The 16213-nt window shown below is 75.4% G+C and carries 12 protein-coding genes and 1 pseudogene; 8 read left to right on the forward strand and 5 right to left on the reverse strand.

Translation table 11 applies throughout. The features are described from left to right. Positions 1-47: 47 nt before the first annotated feature. The 4 genes from ACTMS9_RS08100 (at position 48) to ACTMS9_RS08115 (ending at position 5101) form a co-directional block, all read left to right on the forward strand. Positions 48-473, forward strand: coding sequence for a DUF350 domain-containing protein (locus ACTMS9_RS08100; RefSeq protein ID WP_441145461.1), 426 nt, complete (start codon positions 48-50; stop codon positions 471-473). Positions 474-508: 35 nt separating this feature from the next. After that, positions 509-1201 carry a helix-turn-helix transcriptional regulator gene (locus ACTMS9_RS08105; RefSeq protein WP_280841377.1) on the forward strand — a complete coding sequence of 231 codons (693 nt, stop codon included), beginning with the start codon at positions 509-511 and terminating at the stop codon, positions 1199-1201. A gap of 66 nt (positions 1202-1267) precedes the next feature. Further along, a complete protein-coding gene (locus ACTMS9_RS08110) occupies positions 1268-4627 on the forward strand; it encodes an NACHT domain-containing protein (RefSeq protein WP_441164594.1) in 3360 nt (1119 codons plus the stop codon). A 96-nt stretch (positions 4628-4723) separates the two neighbouring features. Continuing rightward, entirely contained in the window at positions 4724-5101 is a 378-nt protein-coding gene (locus tag ACTMS9_RS08115; protein WP_441164595.1) for a VOC family protein, read from the forward strand. Between the two features lie 145 nt (positions 5102-5246). On the opposite strand, the gene ACTMS9_RS08120 is transcribed toward ACTMS9_RS08115, so the two are convergent. Together ACTMS9_RS08120 and ACTMS9_RS08125 are read right to left on the reverse strand one after the other, a co-directional pair. After that, positions 5247-5705 (reverse strand): hypothetical protein, encoded by a 459-nt coding sequence (locus ACTMS9_RS08120; RefSeq protein ID WP_441145455.1) that lies wholly within the window; start codon positions 5703-5705, stop codon positions 5247-5249. 107 nt (positions 5706-5812) lie between these two features. After that, entirely contained in the window at positions 5813-6742 is a 930-nt protein-coding gene (locus tag ACTMS9_RS08125) for a S66 peptidase family protein (RefSeq protein WP_441145453.1), read from the reverse strand. A 78-nt stretch (positions 6743-6820) separates the two neighbouring features. Here ACTMS9_RS08125 and ACTMS9_RS08130 point away from each other — a divergent pair, with 78 nt between their 5' ends. Continuing rightward, positions 6821-7588 (forward strand): type 1 glutamine amidotransferase, encoded by a 768-nt coding sequence (locus tag ACTMS9_RS08130; RefSeq protein WP_441145451.1) that lies wholly within the window; start codon positions 6821-6823, stop codon positions 7586-7588. Position 7589: 1 nt separating this feature from the next. Further along, entirely contained in the window at positions 7590-10601 is a 3012-nt protein-coding gene (locus ACTMS9_RS08135; protein WP_441164596.1) for a bifunctional [glutamine synthetase] adenylyltransferase/[glutamine synthetase]-adenylyl-L-tyrosine phosphorylase, read from the forward strand. A gap of 6 nt (positions 10602-10607) precedes the next feature. Here ACTMS9_RS08135 and ACTMS9_RS08140 read toward each other — a convergent pair whose 3' ends face one another. Together ACTMS9_RS08140 and ACTMS9_RS08145 are read right to left on the reverse strand one after the other, a co-directional pair. Further along, positions 10608-11237, reverse strand: coding sequence for a class I SAM-dependent methyltransferase (locus ACTMS9_RS08140; RefSeq protein ID WP_441164714.1), 630 nt, complete (start codon positions 11235-11237; stop codon positions 10608-10610). A gap of 111 nt (positions 11238-11348) precedes the next feature. Beyond that, positions 11349-12302 (reverse strand): annotated as a pseudogene (locus ACTMS9_RS08145) (NAD(P)/FAD-dependent oxidoreductase); the annotation flags it as partial. A gap of 86 nt (positions 12303-12388) precedes the next feature. Between ACTMS9_RS08145 and ACTMS9_RS08150 the strand changes: the two are divergent. Continuing rightward, entirely contained in the window at positions 12389-13012 is a 624-nt protein-coding gene (locus ACTMS9_RS08150) for a helix-turn-helix domain-containing protein (RefSeq protein WP_441164597.1), read from the forward strand. A 175-nt stretch (positions 13013-13187) separates the two neighbouring features. Here ACTMS9_RS08150 and ACTMS9_RS08155 read toward each other — a convergent pair whose 3' ends face one another. Beyond that, on the reverse strand, positions 13188-14765 hold the full coding sequence (locus ACTMS9_RS08155; RefSeq protein WP_441145443.1) for a hypothetical protein: 1578 nt from the start codon (positions 14763-14765) through the stop codon (positions 13188-13190). A 35-nt stretch (positions 14766-14800) separates the two neighbouring features. On the opposite strand from ACTMS9_RS08155, the gene mptB reads away from it, so the two are divergent. Next, entirely contained in the window at positions 14801-16210 is a 1410-nt protein-coding gene (gene mptB, locus ACTMS9_RS08160; protein ID WP_441145441.1) for a polyprenol phosphomannose-dependent alpha 1,6 mannosyltransferase MptB, read from the forward strand. Positions 16211-16213: the final 3 nt, after the last annotated feature.

Here is a 16213-nt window from a genome sequence, read left to right on the forward strand (position 1 = left end):
CACCGCGCCGGCACCCTCGCCGGGCGTAGGAGGCCGGGAGGCAGTCGGTGCTGGAGGATCTGCTCAGCGGGGCGTGGCAGAGCGTGGTGTTCGGGGTCGTCGGGGTGGCCCTGATGGCGGCCGGCTTCCTGCTGGTCGACGTGCTGACCCCGGGAAGGCTGCGCGAGCTGATCTGGGTGCGGCGCAACGGCAACGCCGCGCTGCTGCTCGCCGCCAACCAGCTCGGCATCGCCGGGATCGTCTTCACCGCGATCCTGACCAGCTACAGCGACTTCGCCAAGGGGCTCGCGTCCACGGTGATCTTCGGGCTGATCGGGCTGGCCATCATGGCGCTGGCCTTCTTCGTGCTCGACCTGCTCACCCCGGGCAAGCTGGGCGAGATCGTCTGCTCCGACGAGCCGCACCCCGCGGCCCGGGTCAGCGCCGCCACCCACTTCGGCGCCGCGCTGATCGTCTGCGCCTGCATCGCCTGAGCGCCGCTGTCGTACCCCCGGCCTAGGTTGCGGGGGTGAACCGGACCGACCGCCTCTACGCCCTGGTGGAGGAGCTGCGGGCGGTGTCGCCCCGGCCGCGCAGCGCCCGCTGGCTGGCCGGGCGCTTCGAGGTGAGCACCCGCACCATCGAGCGGGACATCAGCGCGTTGCAGGGCTCCGGCGTGCCGATCTGGGCCGAGCCCGGCCGCACCGGCGGCTACGTGGTCGACCGGGCGCACACCCTGCCACCGGTCAACCTGACCGCCGCCGAGGCGGTCGCGATGGCCGTCGCGCTGCACCGGCTCGGCGGCACGCCGTTCGCCGGGGCGGGCGCCACCGCCCTGCGCAAGCTGCTGGCGGTCATGCCGGCCGCCGACGCGGCCGAGGCGCACCGGCTCGCCGGCCGGGTGCACCTGATCGGCGAGGGGCCGGCCACGCCCGTCCCGGCCGTCGTCGCCGACGCGGTCTCCGCGCGGCGCGTGCTGCGCCTGCGGTACGCCGACCGCGCCGGGGCGGCGTCGGCGCGCGAGGTCGAACCGCTGGGCTACCTCGGCAACCCCCGACACTGGTACCTGCTCGCCTGGTGCCGCCTGCGCGACGGGCTGCGCTGTTTCCGCACCGACCGGATCCTCGGGGTGCAGGCGCTGCCCGAGGTGGTCACCCGCGAGCTGCGCCTCGACGACCTGGACATCCCGCACGAGCGGGTGCGCGCGCTGAGCCTGGTCTGATATCCGACAGCGCCGGTCGGCTGGACGCGGGATGGTGGCAGGTCTGCAGTTCCCGGGGAGGACCGCGTGCCCGACACGCTCAGCTACGCCGACGCGGTACGTCTGCTCGGCGGGGAGAAGAGCAGGTTCGTCGACTGGTTCGACAAGCTGACCGGCGGAGCGCTGCTGGCCGCCGCGGTGCCGTTGCCTGCGCTGCTCAGCATCTTCGACGCAAGGGGCGAGCTGGTCCGGCTCGGTCATGAGCTGATGCGGAGCGTGGCGGAGAAGCGGTCCGGGCTGTCCCGTTACGGGCGGACGCAGCGGCTGGAGGCCGCCCACGCGGTGATCGCGGTGACCGCGTTCTTCGAGGCGCTGAGCGAGGCCGACCTGCCGTTTGACTTCGCCGATCTGGAGCTCCGCAGGCCGGAGCAGTTGTCGTTGGCCGGGACGGGGCCGGTCGAGGCCCGCGCGGTCGTCCGCACCCTGTTCGAGATCCCCGCTCCCCTTCCCGGGCCGGAGCTGCCCTACCCGGCGCTGCGGCAGGCCCTCTTGCAGTACTTCACGACGATGGCCGGACACGTCGACGTGTTCGTCGACGGCCTGGCCCTGCGGAACCGGATGATCCCGCACGGGGAGCGTGCCTTTCAGGAGGCACTGGGACGGGTGCCGGCTGTGGCGGTCGACCGCCACCGGGACCTGCTCACCGCGTTGGCGGTGGACTTCGCCGAGGTCGCCTACTGGTCAGGGTTGCACGAGCATGAGGCCACCCGGGGTGAGGTGCGCGCACTCGCGGTCGGCCTCGTCGAGCTGCGCGAAGCGTTGGCGGCGATGTCCACGGGGCGGGTCCCGACCGATCGGCGGGACGCGCTGGCCGGCGCTTATCGGGCGCAGCTCGACCGGCCGATCATCACCTCCGGGGAGGTGCCGGACGGGCTGCGGGTGCCGGCGCTCGGCGAGGCGTACGTCCCGCCGCTGTGCCGGCTGGCCGCGATGGGTGAGCGGGCCCGGCCCAGCGACGAATCCTGGTGGGCGGAGCAGCCGGTTCGGGACGACCTGGTCGATTTTCTGACCGGATACCTCACCTCGTCCAGGGCGACCAGGGCACCGCTTCTGGTGCTGGGCCAGCCCGGGTCCGGCAAGTCCGTGCTCACCAGGGTGCTCGCCGCTCAGCTTCCGGCCACCGACTTCCTGGTCGTCCGGGTGGTGCTGCGCGAGGTACGGCTCGAAGCTGACCTCCAGGACCAGATCGAGCAGGCCATCCGGGATGCCACCGGGGAGCGGCTGGACTGGCCGGCGCTGGCCCGCTCCGCCGGGGACGCGCTGCCGGTGATACTGCTCGACGGCTTCGACGAGTTGCTTCAGGCCAGTGGCGTGACTCAGACGGACTACCTGCTCAAGGTGGCCGCGTTCCAGCGGCGGGAGGCCGACCAGGGGCGGCCGGTGGCGGTGTTGGTCACCACCCGGACGAGCGTCGCGGACCGGGCGAAGCCGCCGTCCGACACGCTCGCCCTACGGCTGGAACCGTTCGATCCGTCGCGCGTCGCCCGTTGGGTGGCCACCTGGAACGCGGTCAACGCCGACCGGTTCCCGACGCTCGGCGTGCCGCCGCTCGACCCGGCCGCTGTGCTCGCCCACCGCGAGCTGGCCGAACAGCCGCTACTGCTGCTGATGCTGGCCCTCTACGACGCCGACGGAAACGACCTTCACTCGGCCGGGACGCTGCGCCGGGGCGAACTGTACGAGCGTCTGCTGCGCAGTTTCGCCCGTCGGGAGGTGCTCAAGCACCAACCGGGACTGTCCGAGCGAGAAACGTCCCGCGCCACCGAGCGCGAGCTGCGCCGGCTGGCGGTGGTGGCGTTCGCGATGTTCAACCGGGGCGTCCAGTGGGTCACCGAGGAGGAACTGGAAGCCGATCTGGCCGCACTGCCGTTCCTGGCGGGTGAGTCGCCGGGCATCCGGACCGATGGGAACCTGCGGGCGCCGCTGCGGGCCGCGGAGATCGTGCTCGGGCGGTTCTTCTTCGTGCACCGCGCCCAGGCCGTCCGAGGTGACCGGCGGGCGGAGACGTACGAGTTCCTGCACGCCACCTTCGGCGAGTTCCTGGTCGCCCGGACCACCGCGCTGGTGCTCGGTGAGTTGGCGGCGCGGGAGGCCGCCACCAGCATGCTGCGCGGCGCGTCGGTCGACGACGACCCGCTGCACGCGCTGCTGTCCTTCGCCACGCTGACCGGGCGGGCGCCGATCGTCGGCTTCCTCGCCGAAGCGCTCCAGACCTGCGGCCCGGACCGCAGGAGCGACATCGTCGAGGTGCTGCTGCGTCTCTTCCGAACCGTCCACGACGCCCGTCCGGCCCGACACCTCACCTCGTACCTGCCCCGCGCGCTGTCGGTTCCCGAGCGGCACGCCGTCTACAGCGCGAACCTCTTCGTGCTCGGGCTCTGCGCGGCGGGTGAGCTGTCGGGCGGGCAGCTCTACCCGGCGGCCGAGGACGTGCGTTCGTCGTGGACCCGGCAGGCCCTGCTCTGGCGCGCCCAGCTCGCCGAGGGGGAGTACCGCAGCCTGGTGAACGCGGTCGCGCTGGACCGGCTCGGTGACGCGGCGCACCGGGAGATCCGGTTGCGACTCGCCGACGAGTCCTGGCGGCCGCCGACTGCCGAGCTGGCGTGGACGTACCAGGCGACGCCGTCGTCGGACCGGGCCTGGTTCCAGGTGCAGTCGGACCCGGACCCGGAGATTGTGCGCCGGATGGCGAACTTCGAGTGCGGTGTCACCAACGACGTCGCCCAGCACGCGCTGGAACCGCTCGTCGAAGTGCTTCCGCCGGCGCTCAACACGGTGGTGTTCGCGCCCGGTCCGCAGCGGCAGTCGATGGCCCGGGTGCTGCTGGCGATGCTGCTGAGGTCGCGGCAGGTCGAGCCGGCCGACCGGGCCTGGCACTACCGGACGGTCGCGTCGCTGCTCGTCGAGATGCGCAGCACGGCCGGCCCGTACCTCGTCGATCTGGCGGTACTGCTGTTCGACCGACTCGCCACCGACGGCACCGTGTCCCGGGCTCTCGCCGCGGAGTTGCTGGGGAAACTCGATTTCCTGTTGGTCCGTGACGAGCAGATCGGCTTCGCCTACCTGCGCTGCTGCCTGGCGTTGATCGAAGCGGACGATCCGGTTACCCGGGAGGTCGGCCACCTGGTGAAGAAGGCGGTCCACGCCGACCAGGGCTCGTGGGGGCCGCGCACCGAGGAGTTGGCGGTGGATGCTCTGGTGCGGCTCTCGGAACTCGGGGTTGCCCAGTACCACATCACCCCGGACGAGGCGGCCCGGCTGGCCCTGCTGCTGGCGGAGCGCCGCCCCGACCTGATCCGCCGGATCCAACCGCTGGTGCTGGATCCCGTTCCGGTCCGGTCGTCGCCCGGCACGCTCGCGCTGCCCGGCGCCGGTCCGGCCGACTGACACGGAAACACCGACAGGACGGTGTCGCGGACGACCCCGAGGCTGACCCCTGACGAGCCCGGCCGACCGGCCGGTGCCTGCGACGGGAGGCGACACATGTCCACGATCACCAACGCGGTCAGCTGGTTCGAGGTCGGCACCGACCGGCCCGAGGAGACCGGGCGGTTCTACACCGACGTGTTCGGCTGGGCGTTCACCGAACAGGGCAGCCCGGAGACGTCGTACCGGGTGGTGGAGCCGGGGCCGGAGGGGTCGATCCAGGGTGCGATCCGGGCCACCGGCGGGGCCGGCCCGAACTACGCGGTGTTCTACGTGCAGGTGGCCGACGTGGCCGACACCTGCCGGCGGGCCGAGGCGGCCGGCGGCAAGGTGCTGGTCCCGCTGAAGTCGAACGACAACGGCCTGACCTTCGCCCACCTGCTCGACCCGGCCGGCAACCACTTCGGCGTCTTCGCGCCGCCCGCCGGGGCCTGAGCCGCCCGCCGGTCCGCCCCGGCAGCGCCGCCGGGGCGGACCACGTCGGGCGCGGTCGGATCGGGTACGGGGATGGCCCCGCCGGGGTCGGCCGGCCGGGAGGAGACCGACGGGCGGGGGGAGGGGGACGGCGGGGCCACCCGGGTCACCTGCCGGTCGTACCCATGCCGCCGTGGCGGCCACGGCCGCCCGGGCCCGGGAAGACGCCGGCCTCGGCGGCCTTGGTGATGGCGTCGGCCTGCTCCTGGGTGAGCTTGCCGTCCTCGACCGCCTGGGCCAGCCGGTCCTTGAGCGCCGCCTGCCGGTCCTCGGCGGAGGGGCGCTCCGGGCGGTCGGCCTTGCGCTGCTCGCGCAGCTTCTCCAGCGCGGCGGTCACCTTCTCGGTGGGCACGCCGAGCTCCTTGGCCAGCGCCTCGGCGAACTCGCCCTGGCGGTCGGCCTTCCGCTGCTGCCGGTCGGTGCCCTGATCGGCGCTGCTGCTGGCGCTGGGCGACGGGGTGGCGTCCTCGGCGAAGGCCACCGTCGGGGCGGCGATCCCCACGCCGAGCACTCCGGCGGCGGCGAGCCCGGCCAGCAGGTGCTTCTTCGACATCGTGCGCGACATCAGTCCTCCAGTGATCGGTGGTTGGTGCGATGACCTCACCGACAGTGACCACCAAACCTGGGCCGCACCCGTGCCGACCCTGTCACCCAGCTGAAAATCCCACCCGGTCAGCGGACGGCGGGGGCCACCGTGAGGGTGCCGGCGTCGGCGTCGAGGGTGGCGCGGGTGCCGACCGGGACGGTGAGCTGGCCGACGCCGTGGCCGACCGGGAGGCCGCCGAGGACCGGGACGCCGAGCTCGCCCAGGCACTCGGTGAGCACGTCGGTGACCGTGGTGTCCCAGCCGTCGGCGCACTCGGTGAACTGGCCGACCGCCACCCCGGCCACGCCGTCCAGCACGCCCGCCCGGCGCAGGTGGGTCAGCATCCGGTCGACCTTGTACGGCGGCTCCTGCACCTCCTCGATCAGCAGCACCGCGCCGGTCAGGTCGGGCATGTCCGGGGTGCCGATGGAGGCGGTGATCAGGCAGAGGTTGCCGCCGAGCAGCGGACCGACCGCCCGGCCGGGCACCCGGACGGCGAAGGTCTCCTCGTCCGGCGTGGCGGCGACGGTCACCGGCTCGGTGGTCATCAGCGCGGCGTGCAGCGACTCCGCCGAGCGCAGCGGGAGGCGCTCATCCAGCCAGGCCGCGCCGGGGCCGTGCACGCCGGCCAGCCGGGCGCCCCGCCAGAGCGCGAACTGCAACGCGGTGATGTCCGAGAAGCCGGCGACCACCTTCGGGTCCCGGCGTACGGCGGCCATGTCGAGCAGGTCGACCACCCGCTGCGCGCCGTAGCCGCCCCGGGTGCAGATCACCCCGCGCACCTCGGAGTCGGCGAAGGCGGTGTTCAGGTCGGCGGCGCGCAGCGCGTCGTCGCCGGCCAGGTAGCCCCGCCGGGCGTACGCGTTCGGCGCCAGCACCGGGCGCAGCCCCCAACCGGTCAGCAGCTCGACGCCGCGGGCCACCCGCTCGGGCCGGGTCGGGCCGGACGGCGACACGAGCATCACCGTGTCACCGGGGCGCAGGACCGGCGGGCGCAGGCATTCGTCGGTGATCACAGCGGCCGAGCCTAGTCGGCGCCGGGAGCGGCCGAGCCGTTCCGGGTCGGCGCCGGCGCACCCGATAGCCTCGACACCGTGGCGACCGCGCTGGTGATCGAGAATGACCCGACCGACGACCTCCGCCGGCTGGGGGAGTGGCTGACCGAGGGGGGCCTCGACCTGCGGGTGCTCCGCCCGCACGCCGGCGACGCGCTCCCCGCCGACCTGGAGGGGTACGTCGCGCTGGTGGTGCTCGGCGGTGAGCAGCAGGCGTACCCGCTGCCCGACGGCAGCCCCGGCGCGCCCTGGTTCCCGGCGCTGGAGGGGCTGCTGCGCAAGGCGGTCCGGTACCGGGTGCCGACCCTCGGGGTCTGCCTCGGCGGGCAGCTGCTCGCCACCGCGCACGCCGGCCTGGTCGAGCGGAGCCCGTCCGGGCCGGAGATCGGCCCCGGCGTGGTCGGCAAGCGGGACGCCGCCGACGCCGACCCGCTGTTCCGGTACGTGCCGCTGATCCCGGACGTGCTCCAGTGGCACACCGACGAGATCACCGAGCTGCCCCGGGGCGCCACCCTGCTGGCCGCCTCGACCCGCTACCCGAACCAGGCGTTCCGCCTCGGGGACCGGGCGTGGGGGCTGCAGTTCCACATCGAGTGCGACACCGCGATGATCGCCGACTGGGCCCGCGACTCCGACGTGCTGGCCGAGCTGGGCTACGACCCGGAGCTGGTGGTCGCCGCCTGCGACCGGGTGATGGCCGACGTGGAGGAGGTCTGGCAGCCGTTCGCCGTCCGCTTCGCCGCGCTGGCCCTCGGCGAGCTGGACGACGACACCCCTCGGCGCAGCCTGCCGCTGCTCGGGCAGTGAGATGACCAGACCGGCCAGGGGGCGGCTCGCCCGGTACGGCTTCGGCACGGCGCAGGGGGACGGCGGCTCCCGCGCGGCCGACCTGCTCGGCCCGGACGGTCTCGGGCTGTGGCGCGTCGAGGAGCAGGAGCCGGTCGACGAGCCGGCCGCCGAGCTGCTGGGTGCGCTCGCCCGGGCCGCCGACCCGGACCTGGCCCTGCGCCAGCTGCACCGGCTGGTCGAGGCGGAGCGCCGAGCCGTCGAGCCGCCCGTGCTGCTCGACGCGGTGCACGCCGACCCGGGGCTGCGCCGCCGGCTGGTCGCCGTGCTCGGCGCCTCGTCGGCGCTCGGCGACCACCTGGTCGCCAACCCGGAGCAGTGGGCGGTGCTGGCCACCGCCCCGGACGGGCTCGCCCCCACCGCCGACGGCCGGCTGGACCTCGCCGCCGCCGGCCGGCTGACCACCGCCACCCCGCCGGTGGCGGTGCTGCGGCAGGCGTACCGGTTGGCGCTGCTGCGGATCGCGGCGGCCGACCTGACCGGCGGGCGCGGCCTGGAGCAGACCATGGCCGCGCTCTCGGCGCTGGCCGACGCGACCCTGGCGGCGGCGTACGAGATCGCCGTCGACGAGCTGCCCGCGGGCACACCCCGGCCCCGGCTCGCAGTGGTCGCGATGGGCAAGTGCGGCGGCGACGAGCTGAACTACGTCTCCGACGTCGACGTCATCTTCGTGGCCGCCGACGACGCGGACCTGACCGTCGCCACCACGGTCGCCGCCCGGCTGATCGGCGTCTGCGGGCTGGTCGCCTGGCCGGTGGACGCCGCGCTGCGCCCGGAGGGCAACCGGGGACCGCTGGTGCGCACCCTCGCCAGCCACCTGGCCTACTACCAGCGCTGGGCCCGGACCTGGGAGTTCCAGGCCCTGCTCAAGGCCCGGCCGGCCGCCGGCGACCTGGCCCTCGCGCGGGAGTGGATCGAGGCGCTCGCCCCGCTGGTCTGGACCGCCGCCGAGCGGCCCGAGGCGGTCTCCGACGTCCGGTCCATGCGCCGCAAGATCATCGACAACATCCCGCCGAAGGAGCTGGAACGCGAGATCAAGCGCGGGCCCGGCGGGCTGCGCGACATCGAGTTCGCCGTCCAGCTGCTGCAACTGGTGCACGGCCGCGGCGACGAGTCGTTGCGGGTGCCCGGCACCATCCCGGCGCTGCGCGCGCTCGTCACCGGCGGCTACGTCGGCCGCGCCGACGGCGAGGCGCTGCTGCGCGGGTACCGCTTCCTGCGCGCGGTCGAGCACCGGCTCCAGCTTCAGGGCCTGCGCCGGACCCACACCGTGCCGACCGATCCGGCCGCGCTGCGCTGGCTCGCCGCCGCGCTCGGCTGCACCGCCACGCCGGGCCGCAGCGCCGTGGAGAGCTTCCGCGCCGAGTGGGTCGCCCACGCCACCGAGGTACGCCGGCTGCACGCCAAGCTGCTCTACCGGCCGCTGCTGGAGTCGGTGGCCCGGGTACCCGCCGACGGGCTGCGGCTCACCCCGGAGGCGGCCCGGCACCGGCTGGAGATCCTCGGCTTCGCCGACCCCGCCGGGGCGCTGCGCCACCTCCAGGCCCTCACCGGCGGGGTCAGCCGCACCGCCGCCATCCAGCGCACCCTGCTGCCGGTGCTGCTCAGCGAGTTCGCCGACGCCCCCGAGCCGGACCGCGGCCTGCTCAACTACCGCCAGGTCTCCGACAAGCTCGGCAGCACCCCCTGGTACCTGCGGCTGCTGCGCGACTCCGGCCCGGTGGCCCGCCGGCTGGCCCGGGTGCTCTCCTCCTCCCGGTACGCCGCCGACCTGCTGGCCCGGGAGCCCGAGGCGCTGCGCCTGCTGGCGGAGGAGAGCGAGCTGGCCCCGCGTACCCGGGAGGTGCTCTGCGACGGCTTCGCCGCCGCCGCGGGCCGGTACGCCGACCCGGAGCAGGCGATCCGGGCGGTACGCGCGCTCCGCCGGCGGGAGCTGGTCCGGATCGCCTGCGCCGACCTGCTCAGCCGAGCCGGCGGGCTCGCCCCGCGCCCGGAGCGGAGCTCGCCGGCCGCGCCCCTGGCCGACGTCACCGGGGTCGGCACCGCGCTCTCCGACGTCACCGACGCCACGCTCACCGCCGCGCTGCGCACCGCGCGGGCCGCCAACCCGGGGCCTCCCGGACTGCGGTTCGCCGTGATCGGCATGGGCCGGCTCGGCGGGTACGAGTCGAACTACCTCTCCGACGCCGACGTGCTCTTCGTCTACGACCCGCCGGCCGGGTCGGACGAGCAGGCGGCCAGCGCCGCCGCCCACGGCATCGCCGAGGAGCTGCGCCGACTGCTCGGCGTGCCCGCCCCCGACCCGCCGCTCGGCGTCGACGCCGACCTGCGCCCCGAGGGCCGGCAGGGCCCGCTGGTACGCAGCCTCGCCGCGTACGCGCAGTACTACGCCCGCTGGTCGAAGGTGTGGGAGGCGCAGGCGCTGCTGCGCGCCCGGTTCGTCTGCGGCGACGCCGACCTGGGCGCCGAGTTCGAGGCGCTGGTCGAACCGGTCCGCTGGCCGGCCGACGGGCTGAGCCGCGAGCAGGTGGTGGAGATCCGCCGGATCAAGGCCCGGGTGGAGCATGAGCGGCTGCCCCGGGGCGCCGACCCGGCCACCCACACCAAGCTGGGGCGGGGTGGCCTGGCCGACGTCGAGTGGGCGGTGCAGCTGCTCCAGCTCCGGCACGCCGGGGCGTACCCGCGACTGCGGGGCACCCGGACCCTCGACGCGCTGGCGGCGGCCCGGGACGCCGGCCTGGTCGACCCGGCGGACGCCGCCGGGATGGCCGCCGGCTGGACGCTCGCCGCGCAGGTCCGCAACGCGCTCATGCTGGTCCGGGGCCGCGCCGGCGACCAGCTGCCCCGGCACGGCGTGGAGCTGGCCGGGGTCGTCCGGCTGCTCGGCCGCGACGACCCCGGCGAGTTCCTCGACGAGTACCTGCGCACCGCCCGCCGGTCCCGAGCGGCCATGGAACGGGTGCTGGAGGCCTGAGCGCCGTCAGCGGCGGCGGACCAGCACCAGGTGGTCGACCAGGGTGGCGGGCTGCCCGTCCGGGTCGGTGACCGCGCGCCGGGGCGCGTCCAACCGCTCGGTCCGCCACCCGTCCGGGTCTAGGTCCAGTTCGGCCAGCGTCTCCTCCGGGGTGGGGAAGCGCACGTGCGGGTGGGCCAGTCGGGACCACGGCGGGACCTCGCCGTGCTCGACGATCAGCAGCCGGCCCCCGGGCGCCACCGCCCGCGCCGCCGCCCGGAGCACCTCGGCCCGGGGGAACTCCAGCGGCGACTGGAGGAACTGCGCGGAGACCAGGTCGAACACCCCCTCCGGGAAGGTGCGGGTCAGGTCGTGCCGCTGGAAGTCGATCCGGGCCGCCACCCCGGCCGCGGCAGCCTCGGTCGCCGCCCGGTCCAGGGCGGTGGCGGAGACGTCCACGGCGGTCACCCGCCAGCCGCGACCGGCCAGCCAGATCGCGTCGGCGCCCTCGCCGCAGCCGAGATCCAGCGCGGTGCCCGCCGGCAGCGGGTCGACGACATCGACCAGGTGCGGGTTGGCCCGCCCGCTCCAGATCCGCTCCCGCCGCTGGTAGAGCTCGTCCCAGTGCCGCGCCGTCTCGGCGTCCACGGCGTCCACGGCATCCGCGCCGCTCCCGGCGTGGTCGTGCGTGCCGGTTCCGGCGTGGTCGTGCGTGCCGGTTCCGCCGTGGTCGTGTGCGCCGGCGTGCGCGCCCGCGCGGGCGCGCAGGGCGACCGTCCGGTCGGTCTCCTCGGCGATCAGGTCGGCGTTGAGCGCCGCGCCGGCCTTCACCCCCGCCGCCGCAGCGGCGATCACGGTGGCCTGCGGGTCGGTCACGTTGCCGGCCACCCAGACCCCCGGCACCGCGGTCGCCCCGCTGGCGTCGGCGGCCACGTGGTCGCCGAAGACGTGCCCGCCGACGACGAACTCGCTGGTCGCCAGGCCGAGCCCGGCCAGCAGGTCGGCCCGCGCGGCGAACCGGGGTCCGACCACCAGCGCCTGCCGGGCGACGAGTTCCCCGGAGCGCAGCCGTACGCCGGTGAGCCGGTCGTCGGTCACCTCCAGCCCCGTCACCTCGCCCTCGACCACCCGTACGCCCCGGGCGGCGAGCTGCTCGGCCTGCTCCGCGGCCAGCGGCGGGCCGGTGTGCGTGAACACCACCACGTCGTCGGTGAGCTGGCGGAACAGCAGCGCGTGGTGGGTGGTCATCGGCCCGGTGGCCAGCACGCCCACGGCCTGGTCCCGCACCTCCCAGCCGTGGCAGTACGGGCAGTGCAGCACGTCCCGGCCCCAGCGTTCGGCCAGCCCCGGGATCGCGGGCAGCTCGTCGACCAGCCCCGTGGTCACCAGCAGCCGCCGCGCCCGCACCAGCTCGCCGTCGGCCAGCTCCACCTCGAACCGGGCCCGGTCGTGCCCCTCGACCCGGTGCGCCTTGGTGACCGTGCCGTCGACCACCTCGACGCCGTACCGGGCGACCTCGACCCGGCCCGTCGCGTACAGCTCGGCGGGGGCGACGCCCTCGCTGGTGAGGTAGTTGTGCACTCCTCCGGCGGGGGCGTTGCGCGGCGCCCCGCCGTCGATCACCAGCACCGACCGGCGGGACCGGCCCAGGGTGAGCGCGCCGCTGAGCCCCGCCGCGCCGCCGCCGACCACCACCACGTCGTAGATCCGGTGCTCCCGCATCCTCGTTCCCCCTCCGGGCGGGTCCGTTCCGCCCATGCCCCGGATCGTCCGCGTTACTTCCCGGGTCGACAAGTATCGTTGCTGAGATGGCAAACGAACGGATGGCGGACGACAGCGCGGCCCAGGACGAGGTGCTGACGGCGGTCGGGCCGCGCCTGCGGGCCCTGCGCCAGCAGCGCGCCGTGACGCTGGCCCAGCTCTCCGCCGCCACCGGCATCTCGGTGAGCACCCTGTCCCGGCTGGAGTCCGGTGGCCGCCGGCCCACCCTGGAGCTGCTGCTCCCGCTGGCCCGGTTCCACCGGGTGCCGCTGGACGACCTGGTCGGCGCGCCGGAGACCGGCGACCCCCGGGTCCGGCTCCGGTCGGTGGACCGCAACGGGGTCACCATCGTGCCGCTGACCCGCCGTCCCGGCGGGGTGCAGGCCTACAAGATGATCTACCCGCCCGGCGGCCGGCCGGGGGAGCCCGAGCAGCAGGTGCACGAGGGGTACGAGTGGCTCTACGTGCTCTCCGGGCGGTGCCGGCTGCTGCTCGGTAGCCACGAGCTGACCCTGGAGGCGGGGGAGGTCGCCGAGTTCGACACCCGTACGCCGCACTGGTTCGGCAACCCGTACGACCGTCCGCTGGAGATCCTCAGCCTCTTCGGTCCGCAGGGGGAGCGGCTGCACGTCCGCGCCCGCCCCTCCCCGGTACGCCGCGACCCCGGCTGACCGGCCTGGCCCGTCCTGGCCGGGCCGGCCGTGCGGCCCTGTGGAGCTGATGACGTAGACGAGTCAGCGGGCTTTCCGCCCTACGGATCCGGCGCTACCGCCGTGAATCGTCTACGACATCAGCTCGAAAGGGCGTGCAGGGGACACCCGGCAGCGTCCGCCGGCCGGCGGTCCGTCACCCGCTCAGCGTGTAGGTGCCGGCGCGCGGCACGGTGACCGTCGTCCAGTCCCCGTCCGCGGCGACGGTGGCGCCGCCGGAGGCGGCCAGCCAGCGGGTGTGCCACACCCGGACCGGCACCGTGCCGGCGGCGGACGTGCGGAACGTCAGCGAGGCCCCGTCCTGCCCGACGAACTCGCCGGGCGGGCCCACGACCGGCGTCGGGTCGGCCACCGCGTAGAGCCGCCACCGCTCGTCCGACCAGACCTCCGTCAGGTACGGCAGGCCGGCGGAGACCAGCTCGGCCTCGGCCCGGCCGACCCAGGACAGCGGCGCGTCGGGCACCGCCACGTACTGCACGGCGAACTCGTCGAGCCAGGCCCGGTAGCTCTCGGCGGTCAGCGATACGCCCGTGCCGGTGGCCCCCGGCACGGTGCTGAAGAAGAGCGGGTTGCGGGCGATGTCGGCCTGCCGCAGCCAGCCCCGGGCCAGCGGCACCTCGCCGAGCCGGGCCGCCTCCCAGTAGTTGCGGGTCGGCGGGACCTCCACCCGGCCGGTGAGCCCGCGCCGCGCCAACTCGGCTCGCAACGGCGCGAAGAACGACCGGGCGGCGGTCGGGTCGTCGACGCTGCCCAGGTCGGCGGCGACCACCGGCGGCTGCCATGCGCAGACCGCCGCCAGCAACACGGCGAGCGCCACGCCGCGGGCCACTCGGCCCCACCAGGCCACCCCGGTCAGCCAGCGGGGCGGACGGGCGGCGGCGGCCAGCACCGGCAGCGCGAACATCACCGCCAGCCGGGTGGCGTTCAACCCGACCGGGGTGTGCACCAGCGCCGCCGCCAGCACCCCTGCCGCCGACAGCAGCGCCCCCACCCGCACCGGCCGGTACGCCACCAGCGCCGCCACCAGCAGACTGGTCAGCACCGCCCGTAGCGTGTCGGTGCGGCTGATGTTCATCCAGCCGCCCTCGCCGAAGAGCAGCCCGGTCACCCCCAGCGGCAGCGCGGCGGCGACGCCGAGCAGCAGGCCGTCGGCGTACCGGCGGGTGAGCAGCAGCGCGGCGCCGGCCAGGCCGACGAAGAGGCCGGCGACGGGGCTGGTCGCCGAGGCCAGCAGCGCGCCGGCCGCGACCAGGACGGGGCGCGCCCAGCGCCGGCCCGGCGGGCCGTGCGTCGGCAGGGTCAGCGCGAGCAGCGCGGCCAGCCCGAACGCCACGCCGAGCGCGTAGGTGACCCGGCCGGAGATCAGGTTGCCGGTGATGGTGAGCACCCCGACCAGGCTGCCGAGCAGGGGCCGGGGCACCGGGGTGCGCACCAGCAGCGCCGCGAACGCGGTGGCCGCCGCGACCAGGGCCAGGACGCCGGTGACGGGCACCCCGAGGGTGGCCATCAGCGGCGGCGTGACCAGGCTGTAGCCGAGCGGGTGGATGCCGGCGTACCAGCGCAGGTCCACCAGGGCGGTGCCGTGCGCGGCGAAGAAGTCGGCCCGGGCGACCTGGGCGGAGAGGTCCGAACCCATCGGCGGCAGGGCCAGCCACACCGCGCCGGCCACGGCGGCGCAGCCGGCGGAGAGCCACACCACCCTGCTGCGCCGCATGCCCACCTCCGGTCCGCGACCACCGTACTGGCAGCATGTCGGACGTGCCTCACCACCTCTCGCGCTGGATCGGCCTGGCCGGCTCGACGCTGCTCGCCGTCGCCGCGTACCTCGGTGGCGCGCTGCCGGAATCCCCGCTGCGCCCCACCCCGGTCAGCATCTGGCAGGGCCGGCATGGGCCGCTGGTCATCGGCCTCTGGCTGGCCGGCACCGCGCTGATGGCGTGGGCCTGGTGGTCGCTGCGCGACCGGGTGCCGTCCGCCCGCTGGGCGCTGGTCACCGCCGGGCTCTGGCTGGTCCCGCTGCTGGTCGCGCCGCCGCTGGGCAGCCGGGACGTCTACGCGTACGCCTGCCAGGGCGCGAGCTACGCGGCCGGGATCAGTCCGTACGAGCAGGGCGTCTCCGCGCTGCCCTGCCCGTGGTTGGACACCATCTCGTACATCTGGCGGGACACCCCCGCGCCGTACGGGCCGCTGTTCGTCATGATCTCCGGCGCCATCGTCAAGGCCACCGGCTCGCTCACCGCCGCCGCCGCGCTGTTCCGGCTGCTGGCGCTGGCCGGGGTGGCGCTGACCGCCTGGTGCCTGCCGGTGCTGGCCCGCCGCTGCGGGGTTCCGGTGCCGCGGGCGCTCTGGCTGGCGCTCGCGTCCCCGCTGGTCGGCGTGCACCTGATCTCCGGCGCGCACAACGACGCGCTGATGGTCGGCATGATGGTCGCCGGGCTGGCGGTGGTGGCATCCCGGCCCGGTCGCCGCTGGGCGCTGCTGGCCGGGGGAGTGCTGCTCGGGCTCGCCGCCGCCGTGAAGATCACCGCGTTGGTGGTGGTGCCGTTCGCCGCGCTGGCCGCGATGGCCGGGCCGTACCGGATCCGGACGCTGATCCGGGACGGCGGCCCGGTGGTCGGCGGGGCGCTCGCCGCGACGGTCGCGGCGACCCTCGCGTCGGGCCTGGGCTTCGGCTGGATCAGCGGGCTGGAGCAGGGGAGCCTGGTGATCGCCTGGACCTCGCCGTCCACCGCGGTCGGGCAGACCGTCGGGTACGTCGCGGCGCTCTTCGGCGCGCACGTCGACGCGCTGCCGGTGACCCGGGCGATCGGCGTGCTGGTGCTCGCCGTGCTGCTGGTGTGGCTGTGGTGGCGGGCCCGTACCCGGGACCCGCTCTGGCACGCCGGGCTGGCACTGGCCGCCACGGTGGCCCTGTCCCCGCTCTTCCACCCCTGGTACTGGATCTGGCCGCTGACCGTGCTGGCCGCCACCGCGCGGCGTACCGGATGGTTCTCGCTGGTCGCGCTGGTGTCGTCGTTCCTGGTGCTGGCCGACGGCACCGGCCTGGCCCGGTACACCAAGATGCCCGGCGCGCCGCTGATGACGCTGTTGGTGATCGTGGTGGCCGTCCGGTTGGTACGGTCGGCTCGGGCGGCCCGCCGGCCGGCCCTCGCGGACTGAGGA

This window comes from Micromonospora sp. L31, assembly GCF_052068075.1.
GTDB classification, from domain to species: domain Bacteria; phylum Actinomycetota; class Actinomycetes; order Mycobacteriales; family Micromonosporaceae; genus Micromonospora; species Micromonospora purpureochromogenes.

Excerpts from the sequence above, each read along its gene's own strand:
- ACTMS9_RS08115 (WP_441164595.1), top strand. The coding sequence starts at position 4,724 with ATGTCCACGATCACCAACGCGGTCAGCTGGTTCGAGGTCGGCACCGAC.
- ACTMS9_RS08120 (WP_441145455.1), bottom strand. The coding sequence starts at position 5,705 with ATGTCGCGCACGATGTCGAAGAAGCACCTGCTGGCCGGGCTCGCCGCC.
- ACTMS9_RS08135 (WP_441164596.1), top strand. The coding sequence starts at position 7,590 with ATGACCAGACCGGCCAGGGGGCGGCTCGCCCGGTACGGCTTCGGCACG.
- ACTMS9_RS08150 (WP_441164597.1), top strand. The coding sequence starts at position 12,389 with ATGGCAAACGAACGGATGGCGGACGACAGCGCGGCCCAGGACGAGGTG.
- ACTMS9_RS08155 (WP_441145443.1), bottom strand. The coding sequence starts at position 14,765 with ATGCGGCGCAGCAGGGTGGTGTGGCTCTCCGCCGGCTGCGCCGCCGTG.
- mptB (WP_441145441.1), top strand. The coding sequence starts at position 14,801 with ATGTCGGACGTGCCTCACCACCTCTCGCGCTGGATCGGCCTGGCCGGC.